The organism is Bradyrhizobium sp., assembly GCF_049519115.1.
Lineage (GTDB): Bacteria > Pseudomonadota > Alphaproteobacteria > Rhizobiales > Xanthobacteraceae > Bradyrhizobium.
In genome coordinates this window covers 306,112-322,433 of record NZ_JBEKRB010000001.1, presented here as the reverse complement: position 1 = coordinate 322,433, position 16,322 = coordinate 306,112, and the positions used below count along the sequence as shown (strand labels likewise).

Annotated in this window: 12 protein-coding genes; 3 read left to right on the top strand and 9 right to left on the bottom strand. The window is 62.1% G+C overall.

Going from position 1 to position 16,322, the window contains the following annotated elements:
* Positions 1 to 23: 23 nt before the first annotated feature.
* The 9 genes from ABSE61_RS01610 to ABSE61_RS01570 form a co-directional block, all read right to left on the bottom strand.
* Positions 24 to 1,931, bottom strand: coding sequence for a potassium transporter Kup (locus tag ABSE61_RS01610; protein WP_423869303.1), 1,908 nt, complete (start codon positions 1,929 to 1,931; stop codon positions 24 to 26).
* Positions 1,932 to 2,103: 172 nt separating this feature from the next.
* Positions 2,104 to 4,497: a bifunctional diguanylate cyclase/phosphodiesterase gene (locus tag ABSE61_RS01605; protein WP_423869302.1), complete on the bottom strand. Its 2,394-nt coding sequence runs from the start codon at positions 4,495 to 4,497 to the stop codon at positions 2,104 to 2,106.
* 117 nt (positions 4,498 to 4,614) lie between these two features.
* The gene (locus tag ABSE61_RS01600) at positions 4,615 to 5,808 is read right to left on the bottom strand and encodes a DUF1501 domain-containing protein (protein ID WP_423869301.1); all 1,194 of its coding nucleotides are present in this window, start codon (positions 5,806 to 5,808) and stop codon (positions 4,615 to 4,617) included.
* A gap of 99 nt (positions 5,809 to 5,907) precedes the next feature.
* Complete coding sequence (locus ABSE61_RS01595) at positions 5,908 to 7,461, bottom strand: DUF1800 domain-containing protein (RefSeq protein WP_423869300.1); 1,554 nt, start codon at positions 7,459 to 7,461, stop codon at positions 5,908 to 5,910.
* A gap of 201 nt (positions 7,462 to 7,662) precedes the next feature.
* Complete coding sequence (locus ABSE61_RS01590; protein ID WP_423869299.1) at positions 7,663 to 8,349, bottom strand: putative quinol monooxygenase; 687 nt, start codon at positions 8,347 to 8,349, stop codon at positions 7,663 to 7,665.
* Between the two features lie 302 nt (positions 8,350 to 8,651).
* Complete coding sequence (locus ABSE61_RS01585; protein ID WP_423869298.1) at positions 8,652 to 10,010, bottom strand: ATP-binding protein; 1,359 nt, start codon at positions 10,008 to 10,010, stop codon at positions 8,652 to 8,654.
* Complete coding sequence (locus tag ABSE61_RS01580) at positions 9,997 to 10,683, bottom strand: response regulator (RefSeq protein ID WP_423869297.1); 687 nt, start codon at positions 10,681 to 10,683, stop codon at positions 9,997 to 9,999. The genes ABSE61_RS01585 and ABSE61_RS01580 overlap by 14 nt, the downstream gene beginning before the upstream one ends.
* A gap of 126 nt (positions 10,684 to 10,809) precedes the next feature.
* Positions 10,810 to 11,406, bottom strand: coding sequence for an SCO family protein (locus tag ABSE61_RS01575; protein ID WP_423869296.1), 597 nt, complete (start codon positions 11,404 to 11,406; stop codon positions 10,810 to 10,812).
* Between the two features lie 239 nt (positions 11,407 to 11,645).
* Positions 11,646 to 12,746 carry an MBL fold metallo-hydrolase gene (locus ABSE61_RS01570; protein WP_423869295.1) on the bottom strand — a complete coding sequence of 367 codons (1,101 nt, stop codon included), beginning with the start codon at positions 12,744 to 12,746 and terminating at the stop codon, positions 11,646 to 11,648.
* A 147-nt stretch (positions 12,747 to 12,893) separates the two neighbouring features.
* Between ABSE61_RS01570 and chrA the strand changes: the two genes are divergently transcribed.
* The 3 genes from chrA to ABSE61_RS01555 all read left to right on the top strand — a co-directional run bounded on the left by chrA (position 12,894) and on the right by ABSE61_RS01555 (position 16,199).
* Complete coding sequence (gene chrA, locus ABSE61_RS01565) at positions 12,894 to 14,123, top strand: chromate efflux transporter (protein ID WP_423869294.1); 1,230 nt, start codon at positions 12,894 to 12,896, stop codon at positions 14,121 to 14,123.
* An 81-nt stretch (positions 14,124 to 14,204) separates the two neighbouring features.
* Positions 14,205 to 15,200 (top strand): Bug family tripartite tricarboxylate transporter substrate binding protein, encoded by a 996-nt coding sequence (locus ABSE61_RS01560; RefSeq protein WP_423869293.1) that lies wholly within the window; start codon positions 14,205 to 14,207, stop codon positions 15,198 to 15,200.
* A 54-nt stretch (positions 15,201 to 15,254) separates the two neighbouring features.
* Positions 15,255 to 16,199: a DUF1932 domain-containing protein gene (locus ABSE61_RS01555; protein ID WP_423869292.1), complete on the top strand. Its 945-nt coding sequence runs from the start codon at positions 15,255 to 15,257 to the stop codon at positions 16,197 to 16,199.
* Positions 16,200 to 16,322: the final 123 nt, after the last annotated feature.

Here is a 16,322-nt window from a genome sequence, read left to right as displayed (position 1 = left end):
TCTTACAGGGCTTTGCCTTAGGATCAAATCGCGACTTGCCGGCCGATCTCGACCACCTGATCGTTGGGCAAGCTGAAGAAGTCGCTGACATGGACCGCATTGCGCTCCATCACCGCGAAGAACCGCTCCTGCCAGCCGGGCATCCCCATCCCGTCCTCGCGGCCGATCACGGTTTCATGCCCGACATAATAGGTGACGTCGGCAAGGTCGACGGTGCAACCGAGCGATTTACTCGCCGCGAGCAATTCCGGAATATGCGGACGCTCCATGAAGCCGAAATGCGCTTCCGCGCGCCAGAAGTTCGGCGCGATCTCCTCGATGGTGAGGCGCTCGCCGGATGGCAGCCACGGTACCGACAGAATTTCCACGCGCAGCACGAACACGTGCTCGTGCAAAGCGCGGTTATGCTTGACGTGCCAGATCATCACCGGCGGCGTGTCGCGCTCGGCGCGGGTCAGGAACACCGCGGTGCCTGGCACGCGCGGAATATTCGCCGACCTGATCCGCGCCATGAATTCGCCGATCGGAATCAGTGCCTCGCGCATACGGGCGGCGACCGCCATGGCGCCGCGATGCCAGATCCACATCGCGCCGTAGATCAGGATCGCGAGCAACAGCGGCACATATCCGCCTTCCGCGATCTTGGTGAGATTGGCGAGGAAGAACGCGCTGTCGACCACGAGAAAACAGCCGGCGACGAAACCGGCGGCTAAAATGCTCCAGCCCCAGATTTCGCGCATCGCGATGAACAACAGCGCCGACGTCATCAGCATGGTGGCCGAAACCGCGATGCCGTAGGCAGCCGCAAGGTTGTCGGACTTGCCGAACACGATCGTTAAGCCCACGGTGACGATCATCAACAGCCAGTTGACGACGCCGACATAGATCTGGCCATAGCCTTCCGACGACGTCTGCTTGATGTAAAGACGAGGCAGCCAGCCGAGCTGGATCGCCTGCCGCGTCATCGAGAACGCGCCGGTAATGATCGACTGGCTGGCGATGATGGTGGCGATGGTGGCGAGCACGATCAGCGGCAACAACAACGGCGCGGGGCACAGGCGGAAGAAGATATTGCCGTCGGTCGGCGCGCCCTCGAGCACCAAGGCCGCCTGGCCGGCATAGTTGATGATCAGGCTTGGAAACACGATTCCAAACCAGGCAAGCTTGATCGGCCGGCTGCCGAAATGGCCCATATCGGCATAAAGCGCCTCGGCGCCGGTGACGCAGAGGAACACCGCGCCGAGCACCAGAAAGCCGGTGAGCCCGTTCGAGACGAGATAAGAGAGCCCGTAAAAGGGATTGAGTGCGGCAAACACGGTCGGATGCTGCACGATGCCGGACACGCCCATCACCGCCATCGCGACAAACCAGACGAGCATGATCGGTCCAAAGAAGTGCCCGATCGCAGCCGTCCCCCTCGACTGGATCGCAAACAGAGCGAGCAGGATCACGACCGCGGCCGGAACCACATAAGGTTGCAGAGCGGGAGTGGCCATGTTCACGCCTTCGAGCGCCGACAGCACCGAGATTGCGGGCGTGATCGCGCCGTCGCCGTAAATCAAGGCCGCGCCGAACAAGCCGACGGCGACGATCGAAGGTCGATGTTGTTTCTTCACGCCGAGCAGCGCCATCAGCGCTAGAATGCCGCCCTCCCCGTCATTGTCGACGCGCATGGCGAAGGAGACGTATTTGACCGTAGTGATGAGGAACAGCGTCCACAACACCAGCGACAGCGCGCCCAAAACCGTCGCGGGGTCCGACGGCATGTCGGCGGTGCCGAGCACCGTCTTGAAGGTATAGAGCGGACTGGTTCCGATATCGCCGAACACGATGCCCAGCGCCGACAGCGCCAACGTCGGCATCTTCCCCTGCGGGACCTGCCGCGCGCTGGAAGTTGGCGCATCGGAACTTGACGCATCGGAACTTGGCATGGCTTGTTCGGTCATAGACCTGCCGTTCGTAGGAATGCTCTGTCAGGACACTACAGGCCTGACATTCCTACAAAGTATCGCCACCGATTGCGACAGCCAAACGACCCCAAGCTTGAGATCTCTGCTTGGGATATCTTTGGGATCTCTGCCTCGAAGGCGGGCAAAAACCGCGTCAGGCGCTGGCGGCGCGCCGGGGAGGAGCAGCCTCGGGCATGTCCGTGTCCAAGTGGGTGTATTGGCGGAAACTGCCGATCGCCGCCGGCTTGCCCAGGAGATAGCCCTGGACCTCGTCGCAGCTTTCTTCCTGCAGGAAGCGCAGTTCCTCGTTGGTCTCGACGCCTTCGGCGATGACCGGCAGCCCAAGGCCCTTGCCGAGGCCGAGCACCGCGCGCACGATCGTCGCCGCCTGCTGGTTGTTATGGACCGACTTGATGAAGGAGCGGTCGATCTTGATCCGGTCGAACGGGAAGGCGCGCAGGTTGGAGAGCGACGAATAGCCGGTGCCGAAGTCGTCCATGGCGATTTCGACGCCGAGCGCCTTGACCTGGCGGAGCGTCGCCAGCGTCCGGTTGAGGTCGCGCACCAGCGCCGTCTCGGTGATCTCGATCTCCAGCCGCTTGCCGGGCAGCCCGGTCTCGATCAGGATTTGATGCAGGTCCTTGGCGAAGGTCGCGGTGTGCAACTGCACGGCCGAAACGTTGACGGCGACCTTGAGCGGCGTTTTCCAGGTTGCGGCCTCGCGGCAAGCCTCCCGCAGCACCCAGTCGCCGATCGGCAGTATGGCGCCGATTTCTTCCGCGATCGGGATAAAGACACCGGGCGATATCTCGCCGCGAGTGGGGTTCTTCCAGCGCAACAGCGCCTCGAAACCGACGACCTTGCCGCGACGGATATCGAGTTGCGGCTGGTAGGCCAGCCACAACTCCTTGTGCGCGATCGCCTGCCGCAGGTCGTGTTCGAGCAAGCGGCGGTTGCGCACCTCGGCGCCCATCTTGGCCTCGAAGAAGCGATAGGTGTTGCGGCCTTCCTGCTTCGCCCGGTAGAGCGCGACGTCGGCGTGATTGAGCAGCGATTGGCGATCGGTCGCATCGTCCGGGCTGAGCGCGATGCCGATGCTGGTGGCGATCGAGATTTCCGGCGCATCAGACGATTCGCGAAGCGCCTCCAGAATGGATTCGGCGAGACGGCTGGCCGCCGCGGGTCCAGCGATGTCCGGCATCAGAATGGCGAACTCGTCGCCGCCAAGGCGCGCCATCATCTTCCGGTCGTCGAGCAAGGCACTGAGGCGCGAAGCAACGACCTGCAAAGTGCGGTCGCCCGTGGCGTGCCCGAACAGGTCGTTAATCTCCTTGAAGCGGTCGAGATCGAGGCAGAGGATACCGAGGCTCTTGCCGGGCTCGAGCGCCGCGATTTCCTGATCGACGCGCGCGTTGAAGAAGCTGCGGTTCGGCAGTCCCGTCAGCGCGTCATGATGCGCGAGGAAATGAATGTGCTGCTCGGCATCCTTGCGCGCCTTCAGGTCGCGCACCGCAATGACGTGATGGGGCCGTTCGGCGAAGATGATCGGCCGCATGATCAGTTCGACCGGCGTCATCGAACCGTCGCGGTGGCGCAACTCGGTTTCGATTCCGTGGTTGGGCTGAGACATCAGTGAGAAGCGGGCGATGGGATCCGGGAAACAGTTTTCGAGTGTACCGCCGACGAGGCTGTCGGCCGGGATGCCCACGAGCTGCGAAAAGCTTTTATTGGCCGAGACGATCGTTTGCCCGTTACAGACCAGAAGTCCCTCGACGGAAGCATCAGCGAGTTCCCGCATCCGGTCGGTCTCGAGCTCGGAGCGGCGGTGATCGCGGATGTCGATGACGACGCCCGCCGTCGCCAATCCGAGAACGCCAAGGCTTGCAATCGCCACGGCAAACGCGAGCCATTCGGCTGGCAATGCGGTTTGCGACATCGTGATGGACGGATCGGGGAGAATTGAAGCCGCGCCCATCGCGGTGAAGTGGTGGCCGCAGATCGCGAGCGTCAGCAGCAGCGCGCCGCCGATCTTCCACCGTTCACTATCGCCGTGCAGCCCAACCGGCAGCGCGATCGCGCCGATCGCGGCGCCAATCGCGATGGAAGCGGCCACCAGAACCGGATCCCACATCACGGTGCCGGCGACCTCAAAGGCCGCCATACCGGTGTAATGCATCGCGGCAATGCCGCCGGCGACAATCGCGCCGCCGATCCAGGGGCCGTGACGCCAGTTCATCAACGATACAGTGAGGCCGATACCGGTGAGTGCGATGGCGGCGATCAGCGACACCACGGTTAACACGATGTTATAGCCAACCGGCAAACCCGGCGTGAACGCGAGCATGGCGATGAAATGCGTCGCCCAGATGCCGAAGCCGGTCGAGATGGCAGAAACCGTCAACCATATGCGGCGCATGCGCCCTTTGGAATGACGGGCATAACGCAATAGCCTGATCGCAGCGACCGAGGCGAGAATGCACACAAAAGCGGCAAGCGCGACGAGCTTAAGATCGTGCTCCGTGGCAATACAATTATAAACCTTCAACATAGGTATTCCGCTCTCGGACACGTTGCCGTCGGCGGACGCTACCTGCTAGTCTGTGAAGGCCGCGTAAATTCAGCTCCCAGGAGGAGCAGCCATGCATTCCGTATGAATCCGGAATAATTACACGAGACCGAGGTCTGCGGGATGCACGTTGGTAAAGATGCGCTGAACGCTCGCCGGCTGCAATCCATAGAGGTGTTGAAACAGACCTGCAAACATCGCGCGATAATCGGTCAGCACCGGATAGTCGCGGTTTTGAAACAGCGTCGCCTGTTCGACCTTGATCTGCTCGCCGGCGATGCGCCCGCCATTGATGCCGCCGCCCATCACCCAGTAGACGCTGCCGTGACCGTGATCGGTGCCGCGGTCGCCGTTCTCGCGGAAGGTGCGGCCGAACTCGGAGATCACGACCACGATGGTGTCGCGCCAACCTGAAGATCCGATCTCTTCGGAGAAGCCAGCCAGACCGCGGCCGAGCTCGCCAAGGCGATCGGCGAGATAGCCGGTCGCAGCGCCCTGATTGACGTGGGTGTCCCAGCCGCCGACATCGACAAAGCCGAGATTGAACTGATCGCGCATCAGCCGGCCGATCCGACGCGCCGACAATTCAAAACCACGCGGCGAAACCGCGCCGCGATTGGCCGCCGTCATTTCCTCCGAGATCGAGCGATAGACGTCGTCGCGAATCCGAAACCCTTCCGACACCGACGAGGACAGGTCGCTTTGCGCATACATGTCCTTGATCAGGCGCGCCTGGCGATCGTCGACGCCGGGTTTTCCGACGCTGTTGATGCCGATATTCGGCGTTTGCGTCTTGCCGCGAAAAATAAGCGGCAACTGATCGGTGAAGGAGATCGGCTTCGCGCGCGTGAGTTCGGCTGCCAAGCGGCTCATGAAGCCCGAACGATAATCGCGCGAACCGCCGGCGGCTTGCCCAAGCTCGATCGTGTCCTGTGTTTCGAAATGGCTGCGCGTCAGATCATCCGACGTACCGGCGAACGGCACAAACGCGATCTCGCGTTTGGCCCACAACGGATAGATGCTGTCGCGCAAGGCCGGATGCAGGCCCCAATCCGCATCCAGCGACAGCACCGCATTCGGATTTCCGGTATCCGGCTTGGCGAGGCCGAGGTTCGGACGGGCCATGCGATAGAAGTCGCTGCCGATGGGAACGACGACATTGGCCGCATCATAGGCACCGCGCAGGAACACCACGAGCAGCCGCGTATCGGTGGCAGGTGCGGCCCAGACACGGCCGGCCACCGTCAAGGGAACAGCACCCGCAAAGGCCTTGATCAGTTCACGGCGGTTCATATTGGCCTCCCTTGCTCAATGAGCATGATCTCCGCGCAAACGCTAGCGCGTTTGTCGCGAGGAAAAACCGGTTCCCACTTTTTCGGATCATGCTCTGTTTTAGCGCATGAATTCGGGCGACGACAGAAACAGCGTGTTCCAGTCCTGCGGCGATACCGCCTGATCGAGCGCTGTAAGCGTCGCCGGCCCCAACGTCTGGCGCAGTCCGTTGAAATATAGTGCGTTCTGAATCAGCGGGAACGCCGGCTTTTCAACCGCGTTCGGCACATCCGGCTTGAACAGCCCGGCCGAGCCCGAACCGATCTGGCGGGCGATCTCGAAACGCAGCGTCATCTGGCCGGGACCATCCCAAGACGCCGAAATCATCGAATAGCCGTCCGGCGTTTCGTGATTGAACAGGCCCTCGCCGAGACGGTTGAGCCAGTTCTGAATAGGCTGCGTATTGAGAACCACCTTGTCGTCATAGGCGAGCCGGACGGCCGAAAAGACCCAATGCATGGGGTCCTTGAATTTCGTTCCGGGCTTCAACGAGGCAGCAAACTCCGGCGCATGCACCATGGCGGCGAGCACCGCGGCGATGTCGCCATCTGACGTCTTGAAGGTCTGCGCCATCTTTTGCACCAGCGCATCCGGCGGGCTGTCGGAGACGAAGTACGTCGCGATCTGCTTCGACAGATGCGTCGCCGTTGCCGGATGATGCACCAGGATATCGATCGCCTCATCCACTTCGGCAAAGCCCTTGCCCTTGATTTCGTGGCCAAGGAAGGTCTTGTCGCCGTAGTCGTGCCGCGCCGGATTGAATTCGAAAGCGCCTTCGCGCAGCAACTGCGATTGCAGCTCGGGTTTGAGTTTCGGCTCTTCTGGTTTCGCATCGATGCCGGCGCCGGTGAGAATCCGCGCCAGCGCCTCGACATCTCCTTGCGTATAGCCGGAGCCGACACCCATGGTGTGCAGTTCCATGATCTCGCGGGCGTAGTTCTCGTTCAAATGGCCGGCGGCGTTGTCGGTATTGTCCAAATAACGCAGCATCGCCGGATGCCGCAACGTTGCGACCAGCAGATCGCGGAATTTTCCGAGCGCGTGGGCGCGAATCGCGTGGTCTTCGTAATCGCCGACCAGAATGCGCAGGTTCGACTTGTATTGATGGACGTTGAAATGATTGAACCAGAACCAGGTCATGCGTTGACGCAGCTGGTCCGGCGCATAGAGCGCATGCAGGATGGAGCGCGAAGCGGCCTGCTTCATCCGGTCGTTCATCGCCTGCTGATAGACCTGCTGCGCTGCCTTTTTCTGATCGGGATCGACGACTTGATTGGCGCTTTTGGCCTGCGCATCGAACGACACCAGAATATCAAAGGGTAGCTTGTGCACATCCGCCATCGCCTCGATCTGCGATTGCGCCGCTTCCGGCAACGGCGAATTCGGCGCGGGGTGCAGTTGCTCGTTGAGCCAGCGCTCGACGCCGACTGCCTGCAGATGCGCCGCGCTTGACGCGTTGATGCCGAAGGTGAGGCGATCGAGCAGGATCAGATCATGCGGCGTCAGATCGGCCGCATAGGCTGTGCTCGTGAAGACGGCCGCGCCCGCGATAACCCAGCATGAGAGAATGCGGGTCAGGCCGCGGCGGAACTGGCTTCGATCGTTCGGTTCCATTGAAGCGGGCTCGTCATGCAAATCCCTTAACGCGGCCGAAAAACGCCAGACCGCCTAAGGCTAGCCAATCTGACGCACTACGCATGAATAGGCTCTGAACGGATAAGCATATCTTGGCGAAAAAGATTGGCCAAAAACGATTCATGGCGGAAAGTATTACCTTCCCGCCATGCGTAAAACCCTGAAACGGCAACAGGCCGCTTATTGCACGACCTTGAAGTCGCGTTCGTCGTACAGCGCGCCGCCGATCGGTTGCAGTTCCTCGCGGAAGGTGCGTGCGGTCTTGCCCGAAACCCAGGCATTCTTGTCGGACTGCGATTTCCAGGCCTCGATCACCGTGAAGTGGTTCTTGCGGTTCGCCTGCACGACATCGTCAAACCGAAGATTGCCCGGCGCAGCGCGGCCGGCCTCGACGAACGCCTTCACCTTGGCCGTTCCCGGCTCAAGCTGGGTCGGAATCACGTCGACATGGGTCAGGCCCACGACCGATTGTCCATTGGTCGGCTTTGCCGGGCCCACCGCCTGGTCGGCGTGGATGCGCTCGTCGTAAGCGGCACTTCGCAGCGGATCGAGCCCAGCGCGAAACTTGGTAACGGGATCGGTCGAGGCAAACGCCTGCTTGTCGGCCTGCGACTGCCATCGTTCGACCAGCGCGAAATGCGCCGGATCGGAAATCCGCTGAAGCGCGGTGATCTCGAGCGCGCCCTTGGCCTTCCGCGCCTGCGCGGCGTAGCCAAGAATCAGTTTTCTGCCCTCGGACGCCTTGGCAGGGGCGACTTCGGTATAGGTCACGATGGTGACGGGCTGACTTGTATCTTGCGCGCGGGCGGCGCCGGGCGAAACAAGACCGGCGACGGCCATGACAGCCGCCAAAAACGAACGATACATCTGCTATTTCCTCCAGAAATGACGGGGACCCTGAGAGGTGTCCTTTGATTTTTCCCGCGAGGTCCGTCGCGTCCTCTCGGGGATTTTGAATGGCGCTATGTTGAACGCACGGGACCGGCCGGCGTCAAGCCTCGGCCCAGTGTCCCGGTTCTGACATTCGCATCCTGTCGCGGTGGGTTCGCTTACGAATGTCAGAACCAAAGGGACCCTGGCAAACTTATGATTCTAATGTGGTTTTGGATTTGGCATTCGCTCGGAGAACTCGCGGCGTGGCACTGAAGCGAATGTCAAATCCAACCACACTATGGCTCAGCCGGAATAAAATGCAGGGAAAACTGCGCGCCTCCCATCACCCGCCTCTCGACCTCGATGCTGGCGCCGTGCAGTTCGGCGATGCGCTGCACGATCGACAGGCCCAGCCCCGAACTCCCTTGGCTGTTACGATCGCGCCGCCAGAAACGACGGAAAATCAGCTCACGCTCTTCGTCCGAAATGCCGGGGCCGCGATCCCTTACAGCCACCGTGCCGTTATCCTCGACGACGAACTCCACCACCGTATCTTTGGGTGCGTGACGGATGGCGTTTTCAGCGAGATTGCGAATCGCGCGCTTGATCATCTCGGCATTGCCCTTGACGAGGACTGGAGCGGTTGCGCCCAACAGCGCGATTTCGCGGCCCTGTTCGAGCGCGAGCGGCGCAATGAAGCCGGCGACTTCGGCGCTCGCGGCTTGCAGGTCGGCAACTTCCGAAGGGTCGATCGCAAACGCCTCGAGCTCGGCAATGTCGAGCAGTTGGCCGACCACCCTGCTCATCGATTCGATGTCCTGATGCAGCGCCTTGGCAATGCCGGGATTGTCGAGCGTCTCCACACGAGTCCGCAGGATGGACAGCGGCGTGCGCAGCTCATGGGCCGCATCCGCGGTGAATTCGCGTTGCAGGCGGAATCCTTCGTCGAGGCGATCGAGCGCCTTGTTGATCGCGGACACCAGCGGCCGAACTTCCGTCGGAATTTCCCGGACCGGCAGGCGGATATCGGTGCGCGCAGGCGTGATGTGCTGGGCGATTTCGGACGCTTGCCGCAGCGGCAGCAGCGCGCGGCGGAAGATCGCGATATCGATGACCAGCAACACCAGCAGGATCGGCAGTGTGATCCAGCCTACATGCCGGTAGAAGTCCTCGACGATATCGTCGATCAGGACATCGTTGTTGGCGAGGTCTTCGGCCGCCTGCACCCATACCGTCTTGCCGCCGACGTTGCGGCGGACGCTGGCCCCTGAAATGGCGGCTTCCCCCTTGCGGGCCTCCAGGAACTGCACCGTGCCCGCGCGCGGATCAGCGGCAAAGATCGGCGCGTTGTTGGCAAGCGAGGAAAACAGCGTCTTGCCGGTGTCGTCGATCACGGCATAGGAATATCGCCCATAGGGTTGCGAATAGAAGCCCTGAAGGTTCGGCGGCAACACCAGCGAGAGGCGGCCGTCCGGCTCGAGCACGAGATGCGCGGCCAATGAGACCGCCTGCTCTTCCATCGCCTCGTTATGGATGTTGTTGGTGGCCATGCTGAGCAGCCACGACAGCGCCACCGACATCAGGACCGATGTGATCGCCACCGCGATCACATGCAGGATCACGATCCGCGAGATGATCGAGTCAAACCGGATCACGCTTTTCCTCGGCGATAAGATATCCGACGCCGCGGATGGTGTGGATCGTCACCTTGGCGCCGCGGTCGGAAAGCTGCTTGCGCAGGCGGTGAACATAGACTTCGACGGCGTTGGAAGCGACATCGCCGGAAAGCCCGAAAATATGATCCTCGACCTGCTTCTTTGAGACCACCCTGCCCTTGCTGCGCATCAGAAGTTCGAGCACCGCGGTTTCGCGGGCCGACAGCATCTGCGGCTGTTCGTCGATCAGGGCCTGCCGGCCGCGCAGGTCGAATTCGAGATTGGCGATGTGCAGGGAATTGCCGAGCTGCTGACCCGGCCGGCGCAATTGCGCCTCCAGCCGCGCCACCAGCTCTTCCAGCGCGAACGGCTTGACCATGTAGTCGTCGGCGCCACTGCGCAGGCCCGAGACGCGGTCCTGCAAGCCGCCGCGCGCGGTGAGCACCAGCACCGGCGTCGAATCCTTGCGATGGCGCAATTCGCGCAACACCGCGAGCCCGTCGCCGTCGGGCAGACCGAGATCGAGAATGACGGCCGCATAGGTCGTGGTCATCAGCACGGCGCGGGCTTCCGCCGCGGTCGCGAGCAGGTCGACCTCATAGCCGGCCGTCCGCAGGCCCTTGGCGAGCAGCTCGGACAATGTCGCATTGTCTTCGACAACCAATAGACGCATCAGGCGGCCCGCTTGCGGGGAATTCTCATCTGCCAGCTTTGCGGCCTTTTAGCTCGCACGACAAGCTTGCAAACATCAGCTGGGTTAACGGGAACCGTCCGCCGTAAGGCTGATGTAAGAATATCGCTATTTCGAAAGATATTTCCGCAGTATTTCGGTGAGTTTTTCAGGCCCGGTCTGCGGCGCCAGGAAGCCGAGATATTCGCCGCTGCGACCCATCAAATAGATCACCCCGGTGTGGTCGATCGCATAGTCGCCATCACGCGTGCCCGGTACTTTCGTGTAAAACGCCTTGTAGGCGTTGGCGACCTTTCGGATTTCTTCCGGCGAGCCGGTGAGCCCAATGAGGCTCTTGTGAAATGCGCGGACATATTCGGCGAGCAGTTTGCTGTCGCGTTCGGGATCAACGGTGATGAAGACCGGCTGCACGCCATCGGCGGCGGGACCCAATGCATCGAGCGCCTGCGTAATCGCCATCAGGTCGGCCGGGCACACGTCGGGACAAAACGTGTAGCCGAAATAGACGATCATCAACTTGCCGCGGAAGTCGCCGTCGCTACGTTGGCGACCGCTCTGGTCGGTGAGCGTGAACGGACCGCCGACCGTACCGCGGCCGTACATCAGATCGTCCATCATCTGCGCGGCGGTGGCTTGATCCGGCGGGGTGTCTTCGGCCAGGGCGGCACTGCCACCCCAGAATAAGAGCGCGATCAGAACCAGCACGCGTATAGGACCGCAAGCAATACCGGGAGGCTGGAGCGTAATCCCTGGATTGGCTCCCGATCCCTCCCCCTGCGAGCGTGAGCGAGTGGTAGGGAGGGAAGACGCGAATGAAATGAGCGTCAGGGTGGGGGGTATAAAAAAGAGGCCCCCCAAACTGACCTCCGCTTCGCGGCGGGAGGGATAAGAGAGCGCGGTCAAATACGACAACCCTGCCAAATGTGACGCCGTTCGGGTCGCGATCAGATGCCGAAGGTGATGCGGGCGCCGGTCGCGGTGGTCAGCACCTTGCCCGGCATCTGCCGCTGCGCTTCCTGCGTGAAGTTGAGCCCGCTGCAATGCATCGGGATCAGCACATCCGGATTGAGCTTGCCGATCTCGGCCACCACCTCCGTCAGGTAATCGGCCGGCGCGGGACCGAGATGAAAACCGCCCATGATCGCGTGTACCTTGTCGATCCCTGAGACTTCCATCGCCTGCCGCACCGAATTGACGATGCCGACATGGCCGCAGGAAGAAATCACGATCAGGCCCTTATCTTTCAGATTGAAACAGGTCGCGTGCTCATGGATATGCTCGTCGGGCACGATCTTGCCTTCCATCTCCGCCGGCAAATAATGGCTCCAGTTGCAGCCCGCGCCGTCCTTCTGCTTGAACTCGACCATCGTGTTCGACAGCACCTTTTCGATCGAGTTGCGCTTGATCTTGCCGGTCGTAAACGCCACGTCGGAGATCACGGTCGGCGTTTCGCACAGCATGACCTTGACGTCGCGCTTGGCGAGGTCGCGGCGGTCGAGCATGCCGAAATCGCTGAGTTCGCCCGGTCCGTTGCGGCTATAGCGCTGGCAGAAATTGTCTTCGCCGCCGGCATACATGGTGAGGTCGGCGGGCATGGATTTGCGATGCTTGTCGAGAAAGCCCATCATACCGCCGAGATGATCCCAATGGCCGTGGCTCATGATCAGCGCGTCGACCTTGGAAGTATCGACCTTGAGCAATTCCATGTTGCCGTTGATGGCCTCGGGCGTCCAACCGTAATCGAGCATCAATGTGCGCTTGAGGTCGCCGCGCTGCGGTTCCAAAAATAGCGCGAGGCCCCATTCGCTGTGCAACGGCCGCAGTGAATTTGCCAACCGGCCGGGTTCGGCCTTCACCCCGGCGACTTCAGCCGGCTTGAAGAAAAGGTCGCTGGCGCTATCGACGAGTACGCGCACGCTGAGCTTGTCGATGACAGGCACCTGAATGGGACCGGCCTTGGCGAGCTCGATGCAGGAAAACCCACCTGCGGCAGCGGCGAAACCGGCTGATATCTTCAGCGCGTCGCGTCGATTGAAATTGGGCATGCTTCCTCCCCGGAAATCCGCGGCCGACAATAGAAGGCTGGGAGACTTGCGTGTCAACGCAAATGGCTGCAGCTTTGCGATCTCGCTTGGTGACCGCGCCCGTGGCCGCGTGGTATCCGGTAGGGCGATCTAATTCCGGAGACTGCCGTGAGGCCATCCGCCTTGCCCGACGCTACTTCCGCGCCACAAGAGCGCGGGTCGATCGGCGAAGTATTCGCGGCCTTTGTCAAACTTGGCCTGACGTCCTTTGGCGGCCCGGTCGCCCATCTCGGCTATTACCGGCAAGAGCTGGTGATCCGTCGGCGATGGCTCGATGAAGCGACCTTTGCCGATTTGGTCGCGCTTTGCCAGTTCCTGCCGGGCCCGGCGTCGAGCCAGGTCGGCTTTTCCCTCGGCGTGCTGCGGGGCAATGGTCTGCTCGGCGGACTGGCGGCGTGGCTGGCCTTCACCCTGCCCTCCGCTTTGATCATGTTTGCGTTCGCGCTGGGTGCCGCGCATTTCACCGGCCCCGTCGCCGAAGGCTTTCTGCACGGGCTGAAGCTCGTTGCAGTCGCGGTGGTCGCGCAAGCGGTCTGGGGCATGGCGCAAAGCCTGACACCGGATCGCCCGCGCGCTGCCATCGCGCTCGCTGCGCTTTCGTTCGTCGTCTTGTTTCCGGGATCGCTGGCGCAGATTTCGGCGATCGTGCTCGGCGCGGTGCTTGGCCTGTGGCTCTGCCGGGGCGAGGCTTCGGCCGTCCCGGGCCGGCTGAACTTTCCGGTGACGCGCTTGAACGGCAGCGTCGCACTTTGTCTGTTCGCGGCGGTGTTGCTGGCGACGCCGATCGCGGCGGCAGCGACCGGCTCGCATGCACTCGCCGTGTTCGATGCCTTCTATCGTTCCGGCGCGCTGGTGTTCGGCGGCGGCCATGTCGTGTTGCCGCTGTTGCAGTCAGAAGTCGTGACGCCCGGCTGGGTCAGCAACGAGGCGTTTCTTGCCGGCTACGGTCTGGCCCAGGCCGTTCCGGGACCGGTGTTTACGTTTGCCGCCTATCTCGGCGCGGTCATGAACATGCCTCCGAACGGAGCGGCCGGTGCAACGATTGCGCTGGTCGCGCTGCTGCTGCCGGGCATGCTGCTGGTCTACGGCATGCTGCCGTTCTGGGATAGCTTTCGCACCCGCCCGGCCGCGCAGGCGGCGATGCGCGGCACCAATGCGGCCGTGGTCGGTATCCTCGGCGCCGCCCTTTATAGTCCGGTCTGGACCAGCGCGGTGGCAACCCCGCGCGACTTCGCGCTCGCGCTCCTGGGCTTCCTGCTGCTGACGGTCTGGAAGCTGCCGTCCTGGACGGTGGTGCTGCTGCTGACAGCCGCGGGAACGTTGTCGTCACTCATCTGATTTGGCAAGGTGCGAAAGGCATGGCCGCTTCCCCTGCGGGACGGATTGAATGATCCATTCTTCCAAACTATCGTGCGCGCGATGAAAACATTCTATTCGATGAAGCCCCGCCTGTTACTGGCCCTCGCTGTTCTGGCGGTCTCCGCATCCGGCGCGTCGCGGCCCGCGTTTGCCGAGGCCAATTATCCGAGCCGTCCGGTGCGCGTTGTCGTGCCGTTCGCGGCCGGCGGCGTCGCCGACTCGACCGCGCGCATCGTCGCGGAAAAACTCGCCGAAAAGCTCAAGCAGCGCTTTTATGTCGAAAACCAACCCGGTGCCGGCGGCATCACCGCGGCGCGCACGACGCTGGGTGCGGCCGCCGACGGCTATACGCTGATCATGCTGACCAACGGCACCGCCGTCAGCGTGTCCCTGTTCGAGAAACTGCCGTTCAACCCGGTGAAGGATTTCACGCCGGTCTCGAGTCTCGGCTTCTTCGACTTCGCATTCGTCACCAGCGCCTCCTCCGGCTTCAAGACGCTCGCCGAATTCATCGCCGCCGCCAAGGCCAAGCCGGGCGCGCTCAATGTCGGCACCATCAATGTCGGCTCGACGCAAAATCTCTCCGCCGAACTGTTCAAGACATCAGCCAATATCGACTTCACGCTGGTGCCGTTTCGCGGCAACCACGAGGCCGAGGTCGCGCTGTTGCAGGGCAATGTTGCTCTCGTGGTCGACAGCTATTCGGTGCTCCAGGGCAACATCGCCGACGGCAAGCTCGTTGCGCTGGCGTCTTCCGGCGCAGCGCGCTCGGAATCGACGCCGGAGCTTGCCACCGTGCAGGAAAGTGGCGTCGCCAACTATGACGTGGTGTCGTGGAATGCGCTGTTCGCCCGATCAGGCACCCCGCCGGAAGTCGTCAAGACGCTGAATACGGCGTTGCAGGAGATCCTGGGCGATGCCGAAACCAAGAAGAAACTGCTCGTGCTCGGCATCGAGGGCAAGGCAGGTGCGCCGGAAGATATCGGCAACCGGCTGAAGTCCGATATCGAGAAGTGGCGGGCCGTGATCGAGAAGGCGAATATCCCGAAGCAATAAAATTCGTCCCAAAAAACTCCCCCAAGAAAATCGCGCCAAGAGAGAGACGCCGCCATGACTTCCCCATCGAGCGATCCCAAGCAATGGAATGTCGGCCTGATCGGCTATGGCGAGGTCGGGCGCATCCTTGCCGAAGACCTGCGCCAACAGGAGGTCAAGGTCGCCGCTTATGACATCAAGCTTCGCAGCGACCAGACCGGCGGCGCCTTGCGCGACCACGCCGGACAACATGGCGTGACGTTGACCGCCTCGCATGCCGATCTCGCCGCGCAATCGGATTTCATCGTCTCGGCGGTGACCGCGAGCCAGGCCGTGCTGGTGGCGAAAGCGTGCGCGACGGCCGTCAAGCGAGGTGCGTGGTATCTCGATTTTAATTCTGCTTCGCCCGGCGCGAAACAGCGTGCTGCCGCGCTGATCGATGCCGCCGGCGGACGCTATGTCGAAGGCGCGGTCATGACGTCGGTGCCGCCCTATCGGATCAAGGTGCCGCTGTTGCTCGGCGGTGGCGACGCCGCTGCGCTGGCGCCGCAGCTTGTCGAGTTAGGTTTTGTTGCCAAGGTTGCGAGCGACAAGCTCGGGGTCGCGTCCGCGGTGAAGATGTGCCGCAGCGTCATGATCAAGGGGCTTGAAGCGATGGTGATCGAAAGCTTCACCACCGCGCGCGCCTATGGCGTCGAAGACGCCGTGCTGGCCTCGCTGAAGGAGACGTTTCCGGGCATCGACTGGGAGAAACAGGGCGCCTATTTCTTCCAGCGCGTGATCGAACACGGCCGCCGCCGCAGCGAAGAGGTGCGCGAAGTCGCCGAGACCGTGCGCGAGGCCGGCCTGACCCCGTGGTCGGCGCAAGGCACCGCCGAGCGTCAGGCCTGGGTCGCCGACTTGGCCGACGAAGGGCTGTTCGGCGAACGCGGCACCAGGGCGTTTGCACGAGCTGCGGATTGGCGAACGGAAGCCGATCGGATCCTAGGGGCGATTAAGCGGCAGAAGCCAAACATATGATGTCGTCCCTGCGCACGCAGGGACCCATAACCACAGGCCTTTGTTTTTACAAGGATGTCTACCTTATCGCGATACGGATCGATCCCGCGGTATGGGTCCCCGCTTGCGCGGGGACGACGGATG

Bases quoted from the DNA above. Each gene is read 5' to 3' on its own strand.
- ABSE61_RS01610 (WP_423869303.1), bottom strand. From the start codon at position 1,931: ATGCCAAGTTCCGATGCGTCAAGTTCCGATGCGCCAACTTCCAGCGCG.
- ABSE61_RS01595 (WP_423869300.1), bottom strand. From the start codon at position 7,461: ATGGAACCGAACGATCGAAGCCAGTTCCGCCGCGGCCTGACCCGCATT.
- ABSE61_RS01570 (WP_423869295.1), bottom strand. From the start codon at position 12,746: ATGCCCAATTTCAATCGACGCGACGCGCTGAAGATATCAGCCGGTTTC.
- ABSE61_RS01605 (WP_423869302.1), bottom strand. From the start codon at position 4,497: ATGTTGAAGGTTTATAATTGTATTGCCACGGAGCACGATCTTAAGCTC.
- ABSE61_RS01600 (WP_423869301.1), bottom strand. From the start codon at position 5,808: ATGAACCGCCGTGAACTGATCAAGGCCTTTGCGGGTGCTGTTCCCTTG.
- ABSE61_RS01580 (WP_423869297.1), bottom strand. From the start codon at position 10,683: ATGCGTCTATTGGTTGTCGAAGACAATGCGACATTGTCCGAGCTGCTC.
- ABSE61_RS01555 (WP_423869292.1), top strand. From the start codon at position 15,255: ATGACTTCCCCATCGAGCGATCCCAAGCAATGGAATGTCGGCCTGATC.
- ABSE61_RS01590 (WP_423869299.1), bottom strand. From the start codon at position 8,349: ATGTATCGTTCGTTTTTGGCGGCTGTCATGGCCGTCGCCGGTCTTGTT.
- ABSE61_RS01560 (WP_423869293.1), top strand. From the start codon at position 14,205: ATGAAAACATTCTATTCGATGAAGCCCCGCCTGTTACTGGCCCTCGCT.